Annotated in this window: 20 protein-coding genes; 6 read left to right on the top strand and 14 right to left on the bottom strand. The window is 52.8% G+C overall.

The window, feature by feature from the left end:
• Window positions 1-24: 24 nt before the first annotated feature.
• From K3T83_RS21370 to K3T83_RS21360, 3 genes are all read right to left on the bottom strand, one after another.
• On the bottom strand, window positions 25-1,983 hold the full coding sequence (locus K3T83_RS21370) for a hypothetical protein (protein WP_220204965.1): 1,959 nt from the start codon (window positions 1,981-1,983) through the stop codon (window positions 25-27).
• Between the two features lie 208 nt (window positions 1,984-2,191).
• Window positions 2,192-3,484: a metal-dependent hydrolase family protein gene (locus tag K3T83_RS21365; RefSeq protein ID WP_220204964.1), complete on the bottom strand. Its 1,293-nt coding sequence runs from the start codon at window positions 3,482-3,484 to the stop codon at window positions 2,192-2,194.
• Between the two features lie 278 nt (window positions 3,485-3,762).
• Entirely contained in the window at window positions 3,763-4,128 is a 366-nt protein-coding gene (locus tag K3T83_RS21360; protein WP_220204963.1) for an SH3 domain-containing protein, read from the bottom strand.
• A gap of 299 nt (window positions 4,129-4,427) precedes the next feature.
• Between K3T83_RS21360 and K3T83_RS21355 the strand changes: the two genes are divergently transcribed.
• The 5 genes from K3T83_RS21355 to K3T83_RS21335 all read left to right on the top strand — a co-directional run bounded on the left by K3T83_RS21355 (window position 4,428) and on the right by K3T83_RS21335 (window position 10,811).
• A complete protein-coding gene (locus tag K3T83_RS21355) occupies window positions 4,428-5,255 on the top strand; it encodes an ABC transporter ATP-binding protein (protein WP_236064948.1) in 828 nt (275 codons plus the stop codon).
• Window positions 5,227-6,102, top strand: a complete 876-nt coding sequence (locus K3T83_RS21350; protein ID WP_220204961.1) for an ABC transporter permease — start codon at window positions 5,227-5,229, stop codon at window positions 6,100-6,102. The genes K3T83_RS21355 and K3T83_RS21350 overlap by 29 nt, the downstream gene beginning before the upstream one ends.
• A gap of 62 nt (window positions 6,103-6,164) precedes the next feature.
• Window positions 6,165-7,205, top strand: coding sequence for an ABC transporter substrate-binding protein (locus K3T83_RS21345; RefSeq protein WP_220204960.1), 1,041 nt, complete (start codon window positions 6,165-6,167; stop codon window positions 7,203-7,205).
• Between the two features lie 166 nt (window positions 7,206-7,371).
• A complete protein-coding gene (locus K3T83_RS21340) occupies window positions 7,372-10,077 on the top strand; it encodes an ATP-binding protein (protein WP_220204959.1) in 2,706 nt (901 codons plus the stop codon).
• Window positions 10,074-10,811: a response regulator transcription factor gene (locus K3T83_RS21335; RefSeq protein WP_220204958.1), complete on the top strand. Its 738-nt coding sequence runs from the start codon at window positions 10,074-10,076 to the stop codon at window positions 10,809-10,811. Before K3T83_RS21340 ends, K3T83_RS21335 begins: the two co-directional genes overlap by 4 nt.
• 9 nt (window positions 10,812-10,820) lie before the next feature.
• On the opposite strand, the gene K3T83_RS21330 is transcribed toward K3T83_RS21335, so the two are convergent.
• The 5 genes from K3T83_RS21330 to K3T83_RS21310 form a co-directional block, all read right to left on the bottom strand.
• Window positions 10,821-11,879 (bottom strand): hypothetical protein, encoded by a 1,059-nt coding sequence (locus K3T83_RS21330; protein WP_220204957.1) that lies wholly within the window; start codon window positions 11,877-11,879, stop codon window positions 10,821-10,823.
• A gap of 118 nt (window positions 11,880-11,997) precedes the next feature.
• A complete protein-coding gene (locus K3T83_RS21325; RefSeq protein ID WP_220204956.1) occupies window positions 11,998-13,479 on the bottom strand; it encodes a WD40 domain-containing protein in 1,482 nt (493 codons plus the stop codon).
• Window positions 13,480-13,505: 26 nt separating this feature from the next.
• Window positions 13,506-14,033 (bottom strand): RNA polymerase sigma factor, encoded by a 528-nt coding sequence (locus K3T83_RS21320; protein WP_220204955.1) that lies wholly within the window; start codon window positions 14,031-14,033, stop codon window positions 13,506-13,508.
• 320 nt (window positions 14,034-14,353) lie between these two features.
• Complete coding sequence (locus K3T83_RS21315; protein ID WP_220204954.1) at window positions 14,354-15,049, bottom strand: response regulator; 696 nt, start codon at window positions 15,047-15,049, stop codon at window positions 14,354-14,356.
• 1 nt (window position 15,050) lies between these two features.
• A complete protein-coding gene (locus tag K3T83_RS21310) occupies window positions 15,051-16,250 on the bottom strand; it encodes a sensor histidine kinase (protein ID WP_220204953.1) in 1,200 nt (399 codons plus the stop codon).
• A gap of 284 nt (window positions 16,251-16,534) precedes the next feature.
• Here K3T83_RS21310 and K3T83_RS21305 point away from each other — a divergent pair, with 284 nt between their 5' ends.
• A complete protein-coding gene (locus tag K3T83_RS21305; protein ID WP_220204952.1) occupies window positions 16,535-17,251 on the top strand; it encodes a VC0807 family protein in 717 nt (238 codons plus the stop codon).
• Between the two features lie 373 nt (window positions 17,252-17,624).
• On the opposite strand, the gene K3T83_RS21300 is transcribed toward K3T83_RS21305, so the two are convergent.
• The 6 genes from K3T83_RS21300 to rpmH all read right to left on the bottom strand — a co-directional run bounded on the left by K3T83_RS21300 (window position 17,625) and on the right by rpmH (window position 21,705).
• On the bottom strand, window positions 17,625-18,515 hold the full coding sequence (locus K3T83_RS21300) for a PfkB family carbohydrate kinase (protein ID WP_220204951.1): 891 nt from the start codon (window positions 18,513-18,515) through the stop codon (window positions 17,625-17,627).
• A gap of 94 nt (window positions 18,516-18,609) precedes the next feature.
• Window positions 18,610-19,587 (bottom strand): RNA-binding cell elongation regulator Jag/EloR, encoded by a 978-nt coding sequence (gene jag / locus K3T83_RS21295; RefSeq protein WP_220204950.1) that lies wholly within the window; start codon window positions 19,585-19,587, stop codon window positions 18,610-18,612.
• Window positions 19,588-19,804: 217 nt separating this feature from the next.
• Window positions 19,805-20,896 (bottom strand): YidC/Oxa1 family membrane protein insertase, encoded by a 1,092-nt coding sequence (locus tag K3T83_RS21290; RefSeq protein ID WP_220204949.1) that lies wholly within the window; start codon window positions 20,894-20,896, stop codon window positions 19,805-19,807.
• On the bottom strand, window positions 20,889-21,152 hold the full coding sequence (gene yidD, locus K3T83_RS21285) for a membrane protein insertion efficiency factor YidD (RefSeq protein ID WP_220204948.1): 264 nt from the start codon (window positions 21,150-21,152) through the stop codon (window positions 20,889-20,891). The genes K3T83_RS21290 and yidD overlap by 8 nt, the downstream gene beginning before the upstream one ends.
• 22 nt (window positions 21,153-21,174) lie before the next feature.
• Window positions 21,175-21,564 (bottom strand): ribonuclease P protein component, encoded by a 390-nt coding sequence (gene rnpA, locus K3T83_RS21280; RefSeq protein ID WP_220204947.1) that lies wholly within the window; start codon window positions 21,562-21,564, stop codon window positions 21,175-21,177.
• 6 nt (window positions 21,565-21,570) lie between these two features.
• Entirely contained in the window at window positions 21,571-21,705 is a 135-nt protein-coding gene (rpmH, locus tag K3T83_RS21275; protein WP_220204946.1) for a 50S ribosomal protein L34, read from the bottom strand.
• Between the last annotated feature and the right edge of the window lie 39 nt (window positions 21,706-21,744).

Genomic DNA, 21,744 nt, shown 5'->3' with positions numbered 1-21,744 from the left:
TCTCGATTTTGCTTGTGAAAAGGACTATGCGCTTAACCCATTGACTTTGTCGATATTCAGCTTGATCTGGGGCAGCACTGATGGAACGGCGGTGCCAAACCCACCATTGGTTGTCAATGTCACATTCTGAATGTCTTTGCGGGTACGCAACATCTGAAGGGCATCGTTGGCAGGCTTGCCTGCGATCAATTTTTTCAGCGTCAACTGGCTTTGATCCGTATATTGAAATGTCCAGATACCATTGACGGTGATAGAGAACGAATCACCACCGCCAGGAACGAAGGTAGGCTTGCTCAGAACCGTTGCCCCCACAACATTGTAGCCCTTGCCAAAATGGGCTGTACCATCCTGGTTATACGCTTGCGTCGCCGCGTCCTGAAGCTGTTGATTGCGATAGGCCAGAGCGCTACAGGTCAGGCTAACCTTGACCGTCACACTGGCGGCTTCGTCCTGTGGCTTGTGATCGGGGGAGGTGTTGGGAGAGCAGGATGGATCTTGCACAAGCAATTCTCCGCTCTTAACCTGCTGCTTCACCTTTGCCTTCGTGTCCGTCGTGAGTTGCGTGACGAGCGCATTCGCCACCTTATCGATATCGGATTGTTGAACATAGGTGTAATCACGAGCATCTACGCCACCGGAAAAGGGCTGTGGATTGGAGATATACGCCGTCCCAATCACCGCCTGTGTATAGTGATCGATGATCTGAATGGGGCCATCCATATCGTGAGCGGCAATATTCCCGGCGCTCCCGGCTGGACTGGCATGCGATGGTATCGAGACCGTTCCACCTGTATAGATATGCACCGATTCATCGCCGGTAGCAGTCACGCCGTTATTGTCACCGATAGAGAGGTTCAGCACGTCGTTGCCGGTTGAGTTCGTAAGATTGATCTGCGAAACAACCATCGTGCCTGTTGCGCTCACTGCATCGTGATGGCCCTGTCCGGTAGCAGGTCCGCTCTGCACAAGTTGCTCAGATTTGGCAGACAGCGCACGCCCCTGCACCGAAAGTGGACTGGATGCCTGAGCGCTCACGCTAATAGTATATGTCTTGCGCATCGCCTGGCTCATCGGCTTGATCGTCACTGTTGCACTGGTGGCTGGAAGCGTGGTATGCAGCGTATTAATTCCCCACGCAAGCAACAACACGATCAGCACAACCGCAACCCCAATCTGCCATTCCTTGAGTCGCCCTCTCCTCAACCTATATTTTCCAATCGATGCACCAAAGGGTAGGGGCGTTGCCTGTCGCGCTACTTTTTGCTCTTCTCCTTGCGAAACCGGAGCATACACTGGTGGCGGTGGCGGTAACATATTGTATGAGGCCCGTAGCGTCACCTCCTCATTGGCCAACGGAGCAGCAGTATTTTCAACAACTGGCTCCTGCACAGGTGGAATGGCAATAACAGTTTTTTCAACCATTGGCTCCTGCACAGGTGGAAGCGGTGTAGCAGTTTCTAAAGAAACTGGCAGTTCTGACTGAGGTATTGGTGTGACCGGAGGGATCGGCGTGTTCTGCTCTACTGGAGCCTCTACTTGCGACACCGGAGAAGATACCACAGCTTCGTGCTCACTAACCGGTGTGGGAGTAATAAATGCATAGAGCAGTGTATTGAGCAGCACGCGTTGATCGCCGGGATACGATTTCTGCATCCTCTGCAATATTTGATCGAGTAGCTTCACCTGTGCTTCTAGCAGATCGCGGATTTCATAGCTAGATTGAGTCACGATATAAGGATGTTGATCCTGTACCCCTGCATCGCGAATAAGCACGGTTTTATCGCCACATTGCACGGTGCCGCCACGCGCCTTTTGCAAAAATTCTGCTTGCTTCTCTTCTGTCAAGGTAATGATCGGCCAGAGAGTGATAATCGCCAGAGGAGCGTTGCCAGTGGTATCTTCTGCCAAATAACATTCACTGGAGGAGCAATGAAAAAACTGCGTCAGTATCCTATAATTGCTGATAAAACTCTCTACAGTCATAGTATGTGCCTCCCTTCACATCGCAGGAATGAGTGAAAATAGTATAAGGGTATATGCGCTGTTCGTCTAGCACAGTAGAAAAAAGGATGAACCAGGCTATCGTTATTGAGTTAAAAAATAGATAGATATACTATCGCATTCTGCGCAAGATTTTTGCTATGAAGTATTTCACAAAGAAGAGCTAATGCTCAGAAGTGGAAAACTCTCACTATTCATGTACAGGCAGGCCACAACAGATCCAGGCTCCGGCCATCGCTGCTTCCGGCACCTTCAACGTGTCAATGGCGGGTTGGCGAGCGACGATCTGCCCATCTTTCATCACCAGGGTAATATTGCGGCGATCAGTTAATACGCCCAGATTGTCCAGCGGGTTGCCGTTCACTACGACAAGGTCGGCAACTTTCCCCATTTCCAGCGTCCCCAGCCATGAGTCCCATCCCAGAGCGCGGGCAGCATTCGCGGTAGATGCCACAATCGCCTGCATCGCCGACAACCCGGCCTCGACCATCCATTGTAGCTCCAAAGCATTATCTCCATGCAAATTGTAGGGGGTAGATGCATCGGTCCCCATCGCAATCGGGACGCCCAGTTCCAAAGCGCGTCGCACGCTGCGTATGGCATGATCCTGCACTTCTTTCAGCTTTTCTCTGATCCAATTCGGCACACCAGGGCGATCTCCATACAACACATCAAAGCCAGCCTTCAGCGTAGGCACCAGGAAAATCCCCCGCTCAGCCATCATCTCCATCACCTTCTCATCCTTATAGAGATAGGTGCCATGCTCAATGGTTCTCGCGCCCGCAGTAACCGCATTTCGTATTCCCTGAATACCGTGAGCATGAGCCGCCACACCTTTCCCAACTTTTCCAGCTTCCTCAACAGCCACCCGCAACTCGTCAAGGTCATATTGAACGGCTCCTGGAAACTCTCCCGGCGTCAGCACGGCTCCTGTTGCCATGACTTTGATGAGATCGGCACCAGCTTTCAGTTGCTCACGGGCGGCTTTGCGCACCTCGTCAGGTCCATCTGCCTCGCGGTACATGCCCTCGTAATACTCTGTTCCGGCTGAGGTCATAGAAAGCAGTTTGCCCGCCAGTTGCATGCGCGGTCCCGCCCACATACCAAGCTCGATGGCCCGGCGCACCGCAAACTCAAGGCCATGCCGACCTCCCACATCACGTACGGTCGTAACACCTGCTGCCAGGCTGTTCTGAGCATGCTTGAGCATGAGCAGTGTTGCCCAGCCCATATCGCCACGCAAACGACTATCCGGTGCCCCTTCACCAGCCAAATGGACATGGCAATCGATCAGGCCGGGCAACATGTAGCGCCCTTCCAGATCGAGTTCTGTGACGCTCGCCTCCGCCTCCCGCACCCAACCCTGCTCATCGCCGATATAGACAATGCGCTCACCCTGAATCACAAGGACACACAGTTCTACGGGAGGGCGTCCAGTGCCATCGATCAGTACAAAGTTTTTGAGAATGAGGTATGAAGACATGGATAAACTCCTGATAAATACATGAATTATAACAATGTATGAGGCGGTTGTCTTCGCTCGACAACGGGAACACCAGTTTGACATAGTCTATCTCTCTATAAGTTGGCACGTCAACTCAACCTATCGGAAGGAGGCGAAAATTCGTGGATCAGGAGAAAGACAGAGAGAGGAGCATATAGCGTGGCGCGGTATAGAGGCTTGCCAACAAATTAACGGAAAGGACAAACCGTAAACAACCGCGCCAATTTCATTGCCATCAAATACTGCTTAACTTCAGGCTATTGCTTGGCACAGGTTGGCACACGGCCAGTAGCGCTAATATAATTGTTGCTCACCCAACCTGTATCACCGTAGTCAGGAGCGTACACCTTTGACCACCCGCTCATCTGACATTCAACCTGCACAGCATCGCCTTCGTTCAACTGGGTAAGTACAGAGCAATTTGATTGTGGACCGTTATCGCACTGGTACAGATTGACAGCTGAATCAGTAATCTTTCCAGGGATTGCAACTGCATGCGTCACATGGGCAACCGTTCCTGCTGCATGTGTTTGCGCCGGACGAAGCACAGCCATTCCAATGAGCAAAGCACAAACGGCTATTACAGGTATAAACACTAACACTATACGAATAGATATTTTCATATCTTTCTCCTTCTATTCATGACAACAGACACTAAATCATGCCATAGCATCCACTGTTCATTGTACTCAGAAGTCCAAACCGCTTCATTACTGAGAGAACGAAGTTGCCGTTGGTTACACCTAATATTTACGCGCTGTTTATACCCGGGCTGGGTGCGTTTATGCAGTATTTACGGCCAACCGATTACACTATCTTCATACCCGTCTCTCGTGGAGACGAGACATATGTAGTAACCGGAAGACCATCCATCCAAGAGAGGAGGTCAGTAATACATACACCCATGAAAAGTGCATCAATTATGACAAATCAGCAAACAGGCGAGGTCACAGCTGCCATCGAACTGCACAACGTCACCAAGCGCTTTCTCACACCAACAGGCCAGATCTATACAGCGCTGCACGATCTCACTTTGAGCGTGGCTCCTGGTGAGTTTTGCGCCATCGTCGGGCCAACCGGTTGTGGCAAATCTACCACGCTGGGCCTGATTTCTGGTCTGGAAAAGCCGAGTCTGGGCGAGGTAAAAGTGATGGATAATCTCGTTCAGGGCATTGATCCGCGCATTGGCTATGTCTTTCAGTCCGATGCCGTTTTCCCCTGGAAAAATGTGCTGAACAATGTTGCCACCGGCCCCCTGTTTCGGGGTCAGCCAAAGGCCAAAGCGTTAAAACGCGCTCGGGGCTGGATCGAGCGCGTCGGACTCGCCGGTTTCGAGGATCGCTATCCGCATCAGCTTTCCGGCGGCATGCGCAAGCGCGTGGCGTTGGCCCAGACCTTCATTAATGAGCCACAGATCTTGCTTATGGACGAGCCGTTTAGCGCGCTTGATGTCCAGACGAGAACGATGATGGAAGACGAACTACTCAATTTGTGGGCCTCCAGTTCCGCTTCGGTCGTCTTTGTCACGCATGACCTTGAAGAGGCTATTTCTCTTGCTGACAAGGTATGCGTCCTGACGGCCGGGCCTGCGAGCGTGAAGGGGATCTATACCATCGACCTGCCACGCCCCCGCAATGTGGCAGAAATCCGCTTCGAGCCACGATTCATCCAATTGTATCAACGAATCTGGGAAGCTCTTCGCAATGAGGTGATGATCAGTTATGAGCGTACAAAACAAAGAGGTCAATAAACCAGACAGCACAGCTGAGAACAACGAAGCCACCGGACAGCATGTGGCCACAAACCGCCGCCGTCGCGTCCTGGTCTATAGTCTGCGCGTTCTGCTACTGGTCGTGATTGTGGGAGGTTGGGAACTGGCATCGCGCACCAGCCTCATCGATCCCTTCTTCTGGGGAGAACCTTCCGGTATATGGGCGCAGATCGTCACCTGGGCCATTCAGGGAACGGCACAAGGGCCATTGTGGGAGCAGGTTGCCGTCACGCTGGAAGAGACCGTGATCGGTTTTGTGATTGGCGTCGTGCTTGGGATCGCCTCCGGCGTTGTACTTGGGCGCAATCAATTTCTCGCCGATATTCTCAGTCCCTATATCAAGGCTGGCAATGCCATTCCTCGCGTTGTGCTGGGCCCTATCTTCGTGATCGGTCTGGGCCTGGGCATGCAATCGAAGGTCGCGCTGGCCGTCGTTATGGTCTTCTTTATCGTTTTTTTCAATGCTTTTCAGGGAGTGCGTGAGGTTGATCGCAACCTGTTAGCCAACGCGCAAATTCTGGGAGCGAGCCAGCGCCAAATCTCTACAGCAGTCATCCTGCCCTCAGCACTCTCGTGGATCACCGCCAGCCTGCACACCAGCTTCAGTTTTGCGCTGGTTGGAGCGGTAGTCGGCGAATTTATTGGCTCAACGGAGGGGCTTGGCCTACTGATTCAGACCGCAAAGGGAACATTCAATGTGAATGGCGTCTTTGCGGCAATGGTTATTCTGGCAGTCGTGTCTCTGATCACCGAAACACTGGTCACAATGCTGGAAAACCGTCTGCTCAGATGGCGTCCCGCCACGGTTGGTAACGTAACCATCTAATGGTACAGGCTGTGTTCGTTGCAGACACAGCGGATCAATGAAGAGAGGAAAGGATAAGGCACATGAACTCATGGAGGCAACGTTTTAGCCTGATTATCGCTGTTCTTTCTGTACTCATCCTTAGCGCATGCAGTGGTAACACTACCGCCAGTTCTGGTGCTGCTCCGGCTGGCAAAACCCACCTCTCAATTATGGTTGGTGGGTTGAACAAACAGATCTATTTGCCCAACATGCTCACGAAGCAGCTAGGCTATTTTGACCAGGAGGGCCTCAGCGTGACGCTGATCGATGAGGCATCGGGACAATCATCTGAGAACCAGGTGTTGGCCGGGCAGGTGGATGCTGGTTCCGGGTCGTACAATCATACTATCGATCTTCAAGCAGCAGGCAAACAAATGCAGTGCGTGGTCCAACTGGATATCGCCCCCGGCGAAGCTGAGATGGTTTCTGCTAAAGAGACAGGCCAGATCCAATCGGTCAAAGACCTTAAAGGTAAAAACCTGGGCGTGACCGAACTAGGCTCAGGCACGCACGTCTTATCAATGGCACTGCTGAACAAAGTAGGCATTCCCCAGGATCAGGCCCATTTCGTGCCTGTCGGCGCTGGCGATACCTTTATCGCATCGATGCAGCAGGGCCGTATTGATGCAGGTATGACGACCGAACCAACCATCTCGCGCCTCTTAACAAGCGGCGTCGGCAAAGTGCTGGTTGACCTGCGCACACCAGTAACCACACAAGCCGCGCTTGGAGGACCATACCCCTTCATCTGCGTATTTATGAACAACACCTACATCGCCGCTCACAAAGATGTAGTGCAAAAGCTGGTCAATGCCTATGTGAAGACGCTGCAATGGATGCACAGCCACACAGCGGATCAGATCGCTGATAAAATGCCAGCCGACTACTACGCAGGCAACAAAACCCTTTATGTCACCGCATTGAAAAACCAGTTATCCATCTTCAGCCCCGATGGAAAGATGCCAGAGGGAGGCCCCGAGTCGGTCCTGAAAATTGAACAGCAGACCACGCAGAGCGTGCAGGGCAAAACCATCAATCTCACCAAGACCTACACCAACGAGTTTGTAGACAAAGCCAACTAAGTATTCCCGCGATATCCTGACCGTGTTCAGGATATCGCACTATCAAAGTAAATATCATCTATGGAGAGTCAAGGTGATATAATAGACGCATATTGCTCCCCTGGAACGGGGCGAGGGTCGTTTACAAGTCATGCTCTCCTCTAGCATGGAGCGAGAAGATGCAGTCATGCCACCGTTTATATATCAATATGTACATCGATCTCTCCTGATCCAATTGTTGAGCGTATATCTGCTGTTTGTGATCGTGGTGCTGGCCGGTGGCGTGGGCGTGAATGCTATCGTTGAGCGGCAGCTATACAATGATGTGCAAGCCTCAAACCACGCACTGGCTCAAGAGATTGCGCTGGAAACAAGCCTGCACCTGCGCGATGCTGAGAACTCGCTTGTCGAGCTTGGCAAACTGGCGAAACGAAACACTACACGTGTAGCAATGGAGCAACTCTTCCAGACGTTCCAGGCAGCACGCAGCGATGTAGACCAGCTCTACTGGCTTGATCCATTTGGCACCTTGAAAGCCTCGTGGCCTGAGGGAAACGTTGGCATAGGCTCTGAGTTCTCACCCCCCAACATCGTACAACAGGCTCGCGTCTCTGCTGGCCCCGTCATCGAGGTTGGTATCGCGGTGGCAACAACATTTAATGCAGGCGTCATCATCGCGGAACCTGTCCATGAGAACACCGGCAGGTTGATTGGAATAGTAGCGGCCAACCTCTCTCTCGTCGAACTCAGTACCCCGCTTAAAACGGTCATCCAGGCCCAGCAACGCCAGGGGCAACGTCTGATGATCAGCGTCATCGATGATCGCGGCGAATTGATCGCCACGCCAGAACATAACCGTATCTTGCAAACTGTCCTCGACGAGTTGCCAGGAGCAAACGAAGCATTGCATGGGCATGCAACCTCCAGTCTGAGTCCCACTGTCGATGGACAGGACTGGCTCTTTACGGCGGTTCCCGTTCCCGGCGCTGGCTGGGCCGTTGTAGTACAGAGGCCCGCAAGCGAAGCGCTGGCCATCGTAACGCAGTTGCATCTCTGGTTACTGGCTGCGGCTCTCCTCTTCGCCATCGGTGGACTGCTCTTCTGGCTGCTGCTACTGGTACGCTTTATTCGTCCCCTCCAGATTCTCGCCCTGCAACATCAGACGCTCCCAACTTCGGAACAGGCTATCCCAGAAGATACAAGACTGCTTGCCACCCGCAACGACGAGGTCGGCGAACTGGCACGCTCGCTTGTGCGTCTGGAACGCGACGGGCTGGAAAAGCTCGGTGAGTTGCGCACGTTGCTCGAAACATCAAGTATCGTCGTTGGCTCGCTTGAGCCGCAGGCCGTTGTGAGGAAGATCATTTGTGAGGTGCAACGGCTGGTCAACGTGCAAGCCGCCGCCGTCCTGCTCCCAGATGAGCATGGCGTACTGCGTGTGCTGGTCAGCGAAGGGCATAGCGAACACTACGACCATGCTCTCTCTCTGCCCCCGGAGAATCCCGTGTCATCGGCGGTACTGGCGTTGCGTGAGGGCAGACCTGTCCAAAAGCTGCTGATCCCCAGAGAGTCCTGGCCGTCTTTCTCCTATGACGACGGCTTCCGCTCAGTGCTGGCAATCCCCATTATCAGCCGTCACGCCGGGAGCGTTGTTTTGCTGGTCCACCGCGTCGAGCCTCGCTCATTTGAACAAAACGAGATCGATCTTCTTCTGACCTTCGCCAACTATGCCACGCTCGCCTGGGAACACGCGATCCTCTATGAACGCAGCGATGAGCGGCTGCGCGAAGTTGCGCAAGAGAACGAATGGCTGTACCAACAGGCATCAGAGGAGAAGCAGAAGCTAGAGGCGATCATGGGCAGCATGCAGGATGGATTGGTGCTAACAGGCAGCGACGGGAAAGTCCTCTATGCCAATCAAGGAGCATACTCCATCGCTGGCCTCGCCGGTCATGAACTGATACATCAGCCCATTGACATGCTCAGCGCAGCGTTATGCAAACTGGCAACCAATGCAAGGGATTGTGAGCACATTCAAGCGCAGACCGAGGCCGTTATCGAGATCAGGCAGGATGGTCATCTGCGCGCCATTCACTTGAGACCATTCGATGTGCAACCCATCGGGCGCGGGCTGCTGCTGCATGATGTCACGCGCGAACACGAAATTGACGAGTTCAAAACAACTCTGCTGGCAGCTGTCGGTCACGAATTGCGCACTCCGCTGGCAATCATTAAAGGTTACGCGTCAACCTTGCTGCAAGAAGATGTTTCCTGGCCTCTCACGGATCAGCGCCATTTCTTGCGCACCATTAACGGTGAGGCGGATCGATTGGCTCAACTGGTGAGCAACCTGCTCGATCTCTCACGTCAGGAGGCTGGACTGCTTCTTCTCAATCGATCAGACATCAGCATCCAGGTTCTCGTGGCACAGATTGTCGCGAGACACAACTATCCACAAACAGCGCTCGTAGTACAGCTTCCCGCTGATCTGCCCCTGGTCAATATCGATAGCACACGCATCGAGGTTGTTCTCCACAACTTGATAGCCAACGCACAGGTCTATGGTCAAGGAACGGTACGAATCACGGCCAGCCAACATAATGACCAGGTTGTAGTCTCGGTTGCCGACGACGGGCCTGGTATCGCTCCCGACGAGCTACCACATGTCTTCGAGCGTTTCTATCGCGCCACATATGGTCGCCGGCAGCGTTCCAGTGGCACGGGACTCGGCCTCGCGATCTGCAAAGCATTTATTGAAGCTCACGAGGGAAGCATATGGGCAGAGAGCAGCATAGATGGCACCACGATCTCATTCTCATTACCGCTCACCGCTTCTGACAGGGTTGTCCTCGCTGCAAAGGAGCCGGGGCGAAAAGAACGGAGGTATGTATGACGACAGGACTGAGACGCATTCTGATTGCTGAAGATGAGGCCGTCCTGCGCGACTTTGTCAGTCGCAACCTGCGCGTGCGTGGCTTCGCAGTAATCGAGGCGAGCAATGGTCTGGAGGCGCTGGGCCTCTTGCAACAGGAAGATGTACATCTTTTGATTCTCGACGTGATGATGCCGCGCATGGACGGCCTTGAAGTCTGTCGCAGAATACGTACACATTCCACTGTACCAATCATTGTGCTGACCGCGCTGGATGCCGAACGTGACAAAATAGCGGCCCTCGATCTTGGTGCAGATGACTATCTGACCAAACCGTTTGGCGTGGAAGAGTTACTAGCCCGAGTGCGAGCCGTATTGCGACGCACGCAATGGGAGGCGCAGCCACCCACAAGCAGCGTGCGGCGCTTCGGGATTCTTGAGGTTGATCTGGACGGGCATATTATCCGGCGGCACGGTATGGAAGTGCGCCTCTCACCAACGGAGTTCGCCCTGCTTGAGCAGCTGGTCACGCATGAGGGCAAAGTAGTAACGCACCGCATGCTTCTGCAAAGAATCTGGGGGCCAGAATATGGCGGGGAGGCCGAATATCTGCGCGTCTACATCAACCGTTTGCGCCAGAAACTCGAACCAGACCCCGCCGAACCGCGCTATTTCCTCACCGAACCGGGCGTCGGCTATCGCTTTGTTGCGCCAGACGCCGGAGGAACGCGACCGCGTCCTCCATTGCCTGAGTAACATGTTTCATCACTTCTTATTTGTAACATCTTGTTCATACAGGGATTGGAAGGTTGTTCCCTGAGTCGTGATTGAGCCACTGTTATCGATCATGGGAATGGCAGTATTCGTTACCGAGTACTGCATTGAGGCGAAGACTTTGTTTTCCACCAGGATTCGGATAGCGCGCGTGGTCCACTGCTTCATGAAAGCCTCGTTGTCCCACATCCCATCGTCAAAAGGCTTCCCGTTGCTCTGAATGGATTGGTCAGATGCATAGTTCCACTCGGTAATCATCACTGGCAGGTCAGCATGAATGGTATCTTGCATTACCTGATGAGCATCCTTGATATGATCGGGCCACTTCTCAAGGTTCGCGAGGCACTTATCCTGATTGCTCTTGTAGCTACAGGTATATTCATGCCAGCTAATCGCATCGGGGCGCGGGCTTGCCTGCTCAAGAAACTGTGTGAGGTTTTTATGGCTATATTCAAAGCTCACAGGGCCAATCCATTTTCCATGTGGGGTGAGTTTCTTCAGCTGCGGGACCAGTTGATTCCAGCGCGCAATATAATCGGCGATCTTGACGCCGTTCAAATCATCTTCATTGCCAAATTCGTAATAGACGGTTGTGTCGGGGAATACCTGATTCATAATGTTAATCATGCGCGTATCATCGGCGATTACCTGTGGTATATTCGGACTTTGAGAGCCGCGCAACGCAATCAGTGGTACAGCGCCGACATTCTTAATCGCCTGTGCAGCCTGCATGTCCAATGCATCGCTGAGATTAGAACGAGTGGGCATACGCACGATCTGTACATGTAGCTTTTTCATAGTATCTTGCACATCCGTCGAGGTCACAACCTGATCATGTTCATCAAACAGACCCATATTGGTCCCGAAGATGAGTGGTGAAACCGTTGAAGTTGCCGTTGGCGTGGCTGCCTGAGTTGGCACAGCCGTTGGAGTCACAACAACTGTTGGCTTGCTGGGAAACAATGCCTGCGCAACCACCAGCCCGACCACTCCAACCACCAGCAGCGCGGCAACTCCGAATAAGATTATCGCTAAGCGTCTGCGATCCATTAATATTTCTACTCCTCAAAACCATTGGTACAAAACATGTGCAACTCTAAGTATATTCTCTTTTTCCTACTGTTTATACGAACGATGCATAACTTTTGTTAAATATCATCATTTATAGCTATTGTGCCAACCATACTTTTACTGCTCCATTGCCTGACATATTGGTGCCTGCATCAGGCATGCCCTCAGCGGAGGCGATCCATTTGCCATCGGGAGACCAGGCTACGGCAAGAACGAGATGTTTATGGCCGGAATAGGTATAGAGAACCCGGGCTGTTTGCTCGTTCCAGATGCGCACCACGCCAGCAGCATCACCCTCAGCGGGTTCGCTCACAGAAACAATCTTGCCGCCATCGTGTGACCAGGCTAAGCGTGTGGCAGGTCTGGCATTAGCAGCCAGTTCGTGCTGCACATCTCCATTCAATGCGTTCCACACCTCTATCTTGCCGCTCCCATAGCTGGCAGAGGCGATGTATTTGCTATCTGGCGACCAGTCGAAGCTAAAGATATCTGTGTCATAAGGATCTTCATAGGTGTAGACCGGTTTATCCTTGCCAATCTCGTGAATCTGTACAATGCGATCGTTGGTTGACACAGCAATATATTTGCCATCTGGCGACCATTTGACATCATAGGGAACGTCATTTTTATAGCTGTAACTGTGTGTCACTTTACAAGAGGCGACATTCTCCACTACGACCATCGGATGCCCTTGCTTTCGATATGTAAACGCAACCTGCTTACTATCGGGAGACCAGGATAGATTAACTGGCTCCTGATCCTTATTGGAAAGAGCAACAGCGCTGGTTGATAGCCGTTTGAGGGCAATGCGACTGGTTTCATTTGTGGAGGAGCCTGGAGAACCGCCAGAAGTGGTGAAGAGCGTAACCTGTTGGAGAGGATCTGAACAGGAAGCCACATTCTTGCCTGTCGCATCCCAGACTTGCAGCCCAGAAGTGGCGGTCGCAATATATTTGCCATCAGGGGACCAGCGCGCGGCAAAAGGACCAGAGACCTGATCAGGCGTAATGGTCAACTTGTGAGCACCATTTTTTGCATCCCAGATCTGCACCGTCTTGCTGGCAGATGCAAGCAGCGTGCCGTCTGGCGACCAATCAACCGAATAGATTGCGGAACTATCTTGAGCGGTAAACAAAGTCTCACCCAGCTTAGTTGGCACAACCGCAGTTGCCGGAGCCGTGCTGGTAGCAGTCGGGACGTTCTGGCTCGCCGGTGATTGTGAGCTCCGAGCTATATTCAAGACCACCAGCAGGCTTCCGACCAGCAGGCACGTCACCAGGACAGCAGCAATCATGCTAAATTGCTGCGAGCGCGACCAGTTGCGGCGAGGTCGCATTTGTGTAACAGGCGGCAAAGGAGAGGTGGGGCTCTCAATCAGGCGATTACGCTGCTGAATGCGCTGCCAGGCATGATCCAGCGTTTGCTGGCGCTGCTCGGCCTGATGCTGATAGGCGTGATGAAGATCTTGTATCAGGCGTTTGCTCGCCTCTTCCTGTGATGAATTGCCCTGCTGCATCAAAAGCCGCTCGATCTGCTCATCTACGGATTCAGGAGGAAAAAAACGTTCATTTTCTGCCATTCTGCTTACTTGCTCCTTACATAACCTCAGTGCTTCTCGTAGATGGAACGCAACAGATTCAACGTACGTGAGAGCAGCATTCTCACCGCAGCTTCGCTCTTACCAAGAGCGGTTGCAATCTCCGCACAACGTAATTCATGCACAAATCGCAAACGCAATACCTGCTGTTGCAAGGCCGAAAGATTTTGTATACTGGCGTAGAGCTGATGATATTCTTCCTGACGCAGAGCGAATTGCTCAGGTGCCAGATCGTCATCATCGTAGACCGTTTCTGCAATATCTTCGAGGGATTGGAATTGCCGACGTTGAGCGGCACGAAAGGCGTCAATTACTTTATTACGTGCAACACGCCATAGCCATGAACGTTGCTCAGACTCACGTAAGGTGCCAAAATTCTCCTTTTCTAGAGCCGCCAGAAAAACATCTACCAGAACATCCTCCGCCTCCTCCCATGATGATGTATGCATGCGCAGGTATGCCAGGATAGAAGGCGCGTGGAGACGATACAACTCCGCAGCTGCATCGTCCAGCCCCTTATTCCCTTGTCGTTGCATTTGGTTTCCTACGATCATTTCAATCTCACGTGTGATTTCACTACAGATATCGTTGCCAGCCCCAAAACATAACAATACCCATTCGTATTTTTCCTCTTTTCCCAAAAGGGCATGCTTCCCCACAAAACGCCACCATCTTGCCATTCAACGTAGCACAAAGTTACTATTTCTCAACCAAAAGCGGTACTTTTTTACCGAATCTTAACCGTAAATAATAAGAATGATGGGGGTATTACAAGCAAAGTGGATATGAATGAGCAGATCCAGCACGTAGAGAGCATCATTCTGAGCGCTCGCCTCACCATGCAACCAGCGCTTTTTTACAACAACCCGAGTTCTCTGGCTTTGAGTGCCGCCTGCGTCCGGTCGCGCACCCCCAGTTTGCTCAGGATGTTGCTGAGGTGGTTCTTGACGGTGCCGCTTGCGATGTAGAGGGTCTCGCTGATTTCGCGATTGGAAGCGCCGCGCGCCAGCAAAGCCAGGATCTCCCGCTCACGCTCGGTCAACAGCGCCAAATCACTCGCGCCAGCGAACGCAGAGGTGGCAGGTGTGGTCACTGTGGGTTCGATGGAGGCAGAGGAAAAAGAGGCAAGGACTTTCTGTGCTATCTCCGGGTGCAAGAGAATCTGGCCCTGTGCGACGACGCGAATGGTCGCGGCGAGCTGCTCAGAGGTAATGTCTTTGAGCACATAGCCCTCCGCTCCTGCTTGCAGAGCAGCCTGGATCGGCTCGCGATCATCGAAGGTTGTCAAGATGACAATATGGATCTCCGGCCAGCGCTCTTTGAAAGCACGCGTCGTAGCAATGCCATCCAGACGCGGCATGCGCACATCCATCAGCACCACATCGGGGGCCATTCGCTCTGCCTGGAGGCGTTCGACCACAGCCAGCGCTTCCTCACCATCGCCAGCCATGCCTACCACCTCCAGGTTCGTCTCCAGCTCAATCAGCGTACGAAAGCCCTCGCACAGCAAGCGCTGGTCATCCACAATCAGCACACGGATACGTTCTGCCATACTAGACCTTCCCCCTGGTCTCACGTGCAAGCATTTCATTGACCTCCGCTTGCTCTCGTGGGAGCACTGCTTCAACACGCCAGCCGCCTCGAGCTTCCGGGCCAGCCCAAAGCCGCCCAGAGAGCAGTGCAACGCGCTCGTGCATGCCCAGCAGCCCGAAGCCAGACGCCTGGCGTTCGTGCGAAGGCTCGCCACCCACTCCATTGTCCAGCACGGTCAGTTCTACCTGCTCATCGCTCGTGGAAAGGCGCAACAGCACTTTGGAGGCGTGGGCATGCTTGCCAATATTGGTCAGCGCCTCTTGCGCGCAGCGGTAGAGTGCCAGACGCTGTTCTGGAGAGAGTGGGTGCGTTGCCTCCTCCAAATCGAGCGTGATTCTGGTCTGGTGGCAGGTGGTTTCAAATTCCCTCACCAACTTGCGCAATTGCTCCTGGAGCGAGTCCGCAAAGGCTTCATCGGGTCGGAGCGCCTCGACAGAGTGACGGACCTCTATCAGACAGGCTTTTGCCACCTGCCGGGCTTGCAGCAGTTCCTCGTGCAAACGAGGATCGCTGCGTGCTTCGAGCTGCGTGGCCGCTTCTAACTGGACTGCGAGCAACGTCAGCGCATGACCCAGGGTGTCGTGGATCTCACGTGCAATCCGGTTGCGCTCGCGGATGACCGAAAGTTCCTCCACCTGGGCGCTATACTTCTGAAGTTGCCTATGGGCCATTGCGAGTTCGCGGATCGTTGCAGCGCATCCACAGGTGGAGCTAAACGAGAGCAACAGGATCACCTGGCTGCCAACATTCCACTGCCCGGTGAGAAGGCCGAGTGCGCAACCTGTACTCAACCACAGGGCGAAAGAAAGCCCCAGACCGAGAAGTCGTGGTGTGATGGTCATCATCAAGCAAGCCGTCATCGTCGGCAGAATCGGGAACCAATAGACGTTCGTGCTCGGCAAGGGGATGAATAGAGAGGTGCAGGCCAGGCAGAACAGGGCAAGCGACCACCAGAGAGGTGCGCGTCGTCTTCCGATATGATAGATCACAAGCCAGACGCCATAGATTCCCGTGAGTAAAAGCAAACTGAGCAGGGTGCGCTGCACCAGAAAGAGACCGAAGAGATAACCAACCCCGGCGACGCAATCAACGGTCCACTGAAGGAACAAGTCGAATGGCCTGGGGAGCTTTTGAATCATCTGCTCTTGCTTGTTTGTCATGAGTCTGTCCACCGACGTAAGGGATGCACTTGTTTTCCGTAGTATACCTCATCGATCTTCCAGTTCACCAGTGTCTGCGGTCACGGATCCGCACAAGCACTTATGACCGAGGCCATAGCTCAGAAACGTCAGAAATAGGCCCATGATTCGTGACCGATGGTACAGGCGTCAACCAGTTTCTATTGGCTATACTCGACTCATCGAGTTCGCCACATGGTCAAGCCGAAGACAAAGGAACATCATATTGATTCACGAGAGAAACACGAAAGAAGGAAACAACACCTATGACATCAACACCCAACCCCTCAGCGGCTGATGCGCAGATGGCTCAGTCGTTACAGTCACCATCTTTGCGAACCCTGGTGATCGGTCTGTGGCCCAGCATTCTCCTGAATGGCGTGTGCGTCATTGTCGTCTATCAACTGGTGAAACATTTTACCTCGGCCTCTGACGTGACCGCGCTGGTTCTCTCGGCTTTGCCTGCTATGGTCGGGACGCTTATTCCCCTGATCCGGCAACGTAGCATCGATGTTCTGGGAGTCTTTACGCTGGTCGTGACGGCGGTTTCGATTGGTCTGACCTTCATAACAAACGATGCCAGACTATTCCTGATTCGCGAATCTTTTCTGACGGTCCTCTTCGGCATCATCTGTCTGATCTCGCTGCTCTTTCCCAAGCCGATCTGGTACTATATCATCAGATACTTCACTGTGGGCAACAATCACGAGCAAATGATCGCGTATAACGCGGCCTGGAAATTTGCCTCCTTCCGGGCCTACATCCGTACAGTAACGATCCTGTGGGGCGCTGTCTACACGTTAGAATTTCTCATTCGCCTGGTCATGGTTTACACGCTCGCCATCTCTCAGGTGCTAGTGATTTCATCCGTCATCTTCTATGCGCTCACCATTCTTGCCAGCGTTGCAACCTTCCGTTTAGGCCAGCGCCTACGCAAGACAAGCAAAGAAGCACAAACTCGTGCCAGCACTCTTGAATCATGACTTCACCACGCCATCATATCCACAGTTGTACAGGACATGGGCCTGGAAAGGGACTCCACACCTTAACCACATAAAACGGTCTTAACAGGTTGTTCAGACATAGTTTATCAGGTTCCATTTATCCTGTGATTCATCCAATATTTCTCATTTCGAGGATTTATCTCATAAAAATACGCCAATCTCGCAGGTATTGCCGCTGTTTGGTGCCTCTCAAAAACATAGAGAAGGCCTAGGAGCGAAAGATTTTTTTCAAGGAATATCCTCCACTTATCACTAAAGAGCATAACGAATATGTTATGAGGGTTAACCTTCATAACATATTCAGACGAATGGGACGTGACAAATCATACAGATACAACTTGCAACACAAGATTTATGTTGTTAAATTCTTTTTCTCGTTCATTCTCTGTAAAACCTTCTCGGTCGTAGGAATACCTGCGATGCCAGGCTGCTCAACGGAGAAAGAGGCGGTGCAATTAGCGAAATCGATGGCCTGTTCGGGGTCGCCATGTTTATGGAGATGCGTCAGGAAGGCGGCGGCGAAGACATCGCCAGCACCGGTTGGATCAACCTCGTCGATGGGATAGGCGGGGAAGCGCTGCGTCTGACCGTGACGGAAAAGGGTCGCTCCGTGGCGGCCGTCGGTGGCAACGAGGAGAGGCACATGCATGCTCCAGCGATGCAAGATCGCGTCGGCATCGCGGCGATTGCCATCGGCAAAGGGGAGCAGATCGTCGTGACTGAGAATGAGAACATCAATTTGCGGCAGGATGCGCTCCGCCTCCATCCAGGGAGTAGGCCAGACGCGCCCATCGGCATCCCAGCGCCGCAGCCAGCCCTGAGGAGTCGCGGCAAGAATAGTGCCGGGTCGCCGTGGGAAAAGCGAGACGATATCGGGGGATAGCTCCTGCGCCAGCGGACCAAGCAACACAATCGGAGCCTCTCTCCACTGAACGGGAACATCGCTGATCTCTAGCGACTCGGCGCGGGCATGGAGGTATTGGGTGCGAAAGCCCTCTCGATATTGATTGGCAAAGGTGGTGGATTGAGGAGAAGGCTGGATCTGTAGCTCGATATTGGGAAGGTATCGGGAAAGTTCAGGAATCAACTGCTGATCGGCTCGTGAGACTATAGCTGCGGCTAATCCCAGGTGATAGGCGGTGAGGGCAGCAAAGGTCACAGTACCGCCGAGCGAAAAAGAACCATCGGAATGCAAATCACGTGTCACATGGCCGAGGGTGAGAAAGTCGGGCATCTGGAGCATAACGCACCTTCCCTCATAGAAGCTGAGGGCGGCTCATGCCATCTGTTGGTCAGGAGCCGCCCTGGTCTGAATAGCGGGCAACTTATCCAATCATCTATCGACCTGGCCGTTTGAGAGAAATTACCACACGTCGCTCGTCGCCTTCACCGATACTCTCAGTACTGATATCCTTGCTATCGGAGAGGGCCAGGTGAACGATACGGCGCTCGTGTGGTGGCATTGCTTCCAGGGCAATGGAGCGACGATAGCTGCGCACCTGTTGGGCAACACGTAGGGCAAGGGAACGCAGATTCTCCTCGCGGCGCTGACGGTAGTTTTCGGCATCGACAATGATTCGCATGCGATGTCGGGTGCGATGACTTACGATCAGATTGACCAGCAGTTGCAGCGCTGCCAGCGTCTCGCCACGCCGACCGATAAGCAGGCCAAGATTTTCGTTAATGCCATGAATATTGAGGGTGAGCGGCTCGGTCGAGCGAACCTGGACCGTTGCGTGAATATTCATGTAGCGCAACACATGTTGTAAGACATCGACGGTAATCTCGATATCTTCGCGTGATGGCGTGACCACATCCTGCAACGTCGTGGCGGTGCCATTCGCCTGGGCTTGCTCCTGCTCGGATTGCTGAACGGGGAAGGCAGCGGAAGAAATAAAAGGAGCGGTGCTGTCTTCCAGTTCTTCCTCGTCCTCGAACTCTTCCTCTTCGTCCTCTTCAAACTCCTCCTCTTCCTCTTCGTCCTCGAACTCTTCCTCTTCGTCCTCTTCCTCATCGAGGAACTCCTCGTTGGCATCCTCGTCGTACAATTCGTCTTCGGGGAGGGCAACATCAGGACCATCAGGACCAAGAATAGCATCAGCCATCTCCGGGGTAATGATCGCGCCAGTCGCACCTACGCGCACTGTAGCACGAACGCGTGCATCTTTGCTACCCAGACCGAATGTGCCACGCACGGGTTCTTGGAGTACGACAATATCGACTTCTTCACGGCGTTTCCCCAGGCGTAACAATGCCTGCTGTACCGCCTCATCAACACTTTTGCCACTAGCCTCTATGCTTTCCACAGTTTCCATGCCTCCCTAGTGCATAATCAATTCAGTGTCCTGTTTTACTTGTATGTGTGCGTCCTCGTTCTTAGCGGAATGTGCGTGGAAGCTGTCGATCAGAGCGTAACTATCCAGATACGATCCGCTTTCAGGATACCGACAACAGACAAATAGAACAAATAATAAAAGGCGATATGTAAGATTGCAGCCTGGAGGTCCAGACTGCAATCGCCATTGCCTGCTGCTAACTGCGTGATCTCTGAGCGCCACTACGTCGGCGGGCAGATGCGCTTGTTGAGCGGGACCGCTTATTGGCCTGCGAATTACCCTTATTCGTTGATTTTGTCGAGGTTCGCAACTGGCTGCTCACGGCACCGCGCTCCGCACCAACCCTCTCACGTGTCTCTTCAGTTGCTTTTTCATCGGCACTCGCTGAGCCATTTCGCCGTTCAGCACTGGACTCGCGACGCTTCTCATTATTGGCACTCACTACCGTAGAGCTATTTTTCTGCTCCGGCGTATTCGATCCCAGGCCCGGTATCAGGTTGCCAAGTGATCCCCAGCCGGTCACAAAGTACTGCTGTACAGCCTGGAAGACAGAAGAGACCGTCCAGTACAGAGCCAGACCAGCGGCAACCGACCAACCAAAGATAGCAATCATCACCGGCATGAAGTATTGCATCATTTTCATGGACTGAGCAGAAGGGTCGCTGCTGGCGGAAGTAGCAGCCGCAGTTTTGGGCTGAGACATGCGCAACTGCACAAAAGTTGCAAGGCCAGCAAGAATAGCTAACACGGGCTGTGGATGGATAAGCGAGATGTGCCAGGCAGGATTCAGAAAGGTGAACCAGTTGAGATTCAGATCCGGGTTGGCGGAGAAATGCGGCACAAACGGGTACAGCAGCGAATTGATAGTACGAAAGTAGCCATTGGGTAGCTGCCCATTGCCGCCCGAAGTCGTGTGTATCAAGTTGCCGATGGCGAAGTACAAACCGTAGAGTACCGGCATCTGAAGGAACATCGGCAAACACCCGGCAACAGGATTAACTCCCGCCTCTTTGTAGAGTCTTTGCGTCTCCGTCAACTGAGCCTGCTGATCGTTGGCATACTTCTTCTTAATTTCAGCAAGGCGCGGCTGTAGTGTCTGCATCGCCTTCGTCGATTTGAGACTTTGCAAAGTGAGCGGAACGAGGATGAGCCTGATAATAACGGTCAGGACAATAATAGAGAGAGCAAAATCACCAAAGAGATGATAGAGCAACATCAGTGCATTAAAGATAGGAAATGTAAAGATCAGGTTGAATAGATAGCCTATAGGACCGAATAACTCACCCACGAGAACTCTCCTGCCTTCCTTGATCTAGTTTCCCGCCCAGGTATTCGGGTACTGGATCGTAGAGATCACCGTGATAAAAAGGATGACAGCGACCTATGCGCTTGATGGTCATCCAACCGCCACGGAAAAAACCAAAACGTTCAATAGCCTCATATCCATAGTGGGAACATGAGGGTGTAAACCGACACGATGAGGGCAGGACCACCGACAGCGTGTGCTGATAAAGGCGAATTAAAGCCAGTGCAATATATTTCACAGGTTGAAACCTTCGTGTTCGATCATCTGCTCGCTTCCGAAGGACGTGCGGAAGGGAGTAATTGCGCTCTACGTAACAATGTAGCGATATCGTGTCTCAGAATTTGTAAATCAGAACCTATTACCTGGTTTTTTGCGCTGATGACAATATCCATACCGCCAGGAAGATCAGCAAGAACTGGTCGAATGGCTTCACCGAGTAACCGTTTGATGTAATTACGTTCAACCGCACGCTTTGAGATACGTTTGCCAACAACAAAGCCGATGCGGGGTTTTGCATCTACATTCAATGCTCTATTGTCAGAGGATGCCCATGCGAGGATAAGCAGCCGAGACGACACACTGCGTCTCTGCTGCCTGACTCGCTGGAAATCACTGTTCTTACGTAAACGTAACGCTCGCTTGAGTGCCACAATAGCCTAGACAGTCAAACTCCAACGCCCTTTGGCGCGGCGGGCCTTGAGTACACGACGCCCGTTGCGGGTCGCCATGCGCTTCATAAATCCATGTTCACGCTTGCGCGGAATTCGTTTAGGTTGCCAGGTACGTTTCATGAAAACTTAACCTTCTCCTCCACTAAGATATCCCGTAGA

Source organism: Reticulibacter mediterranei (assembly GCF_016587455.1).
This window is presented reverse-complemented; position numbering and strand designations above follow the sequence as displayed.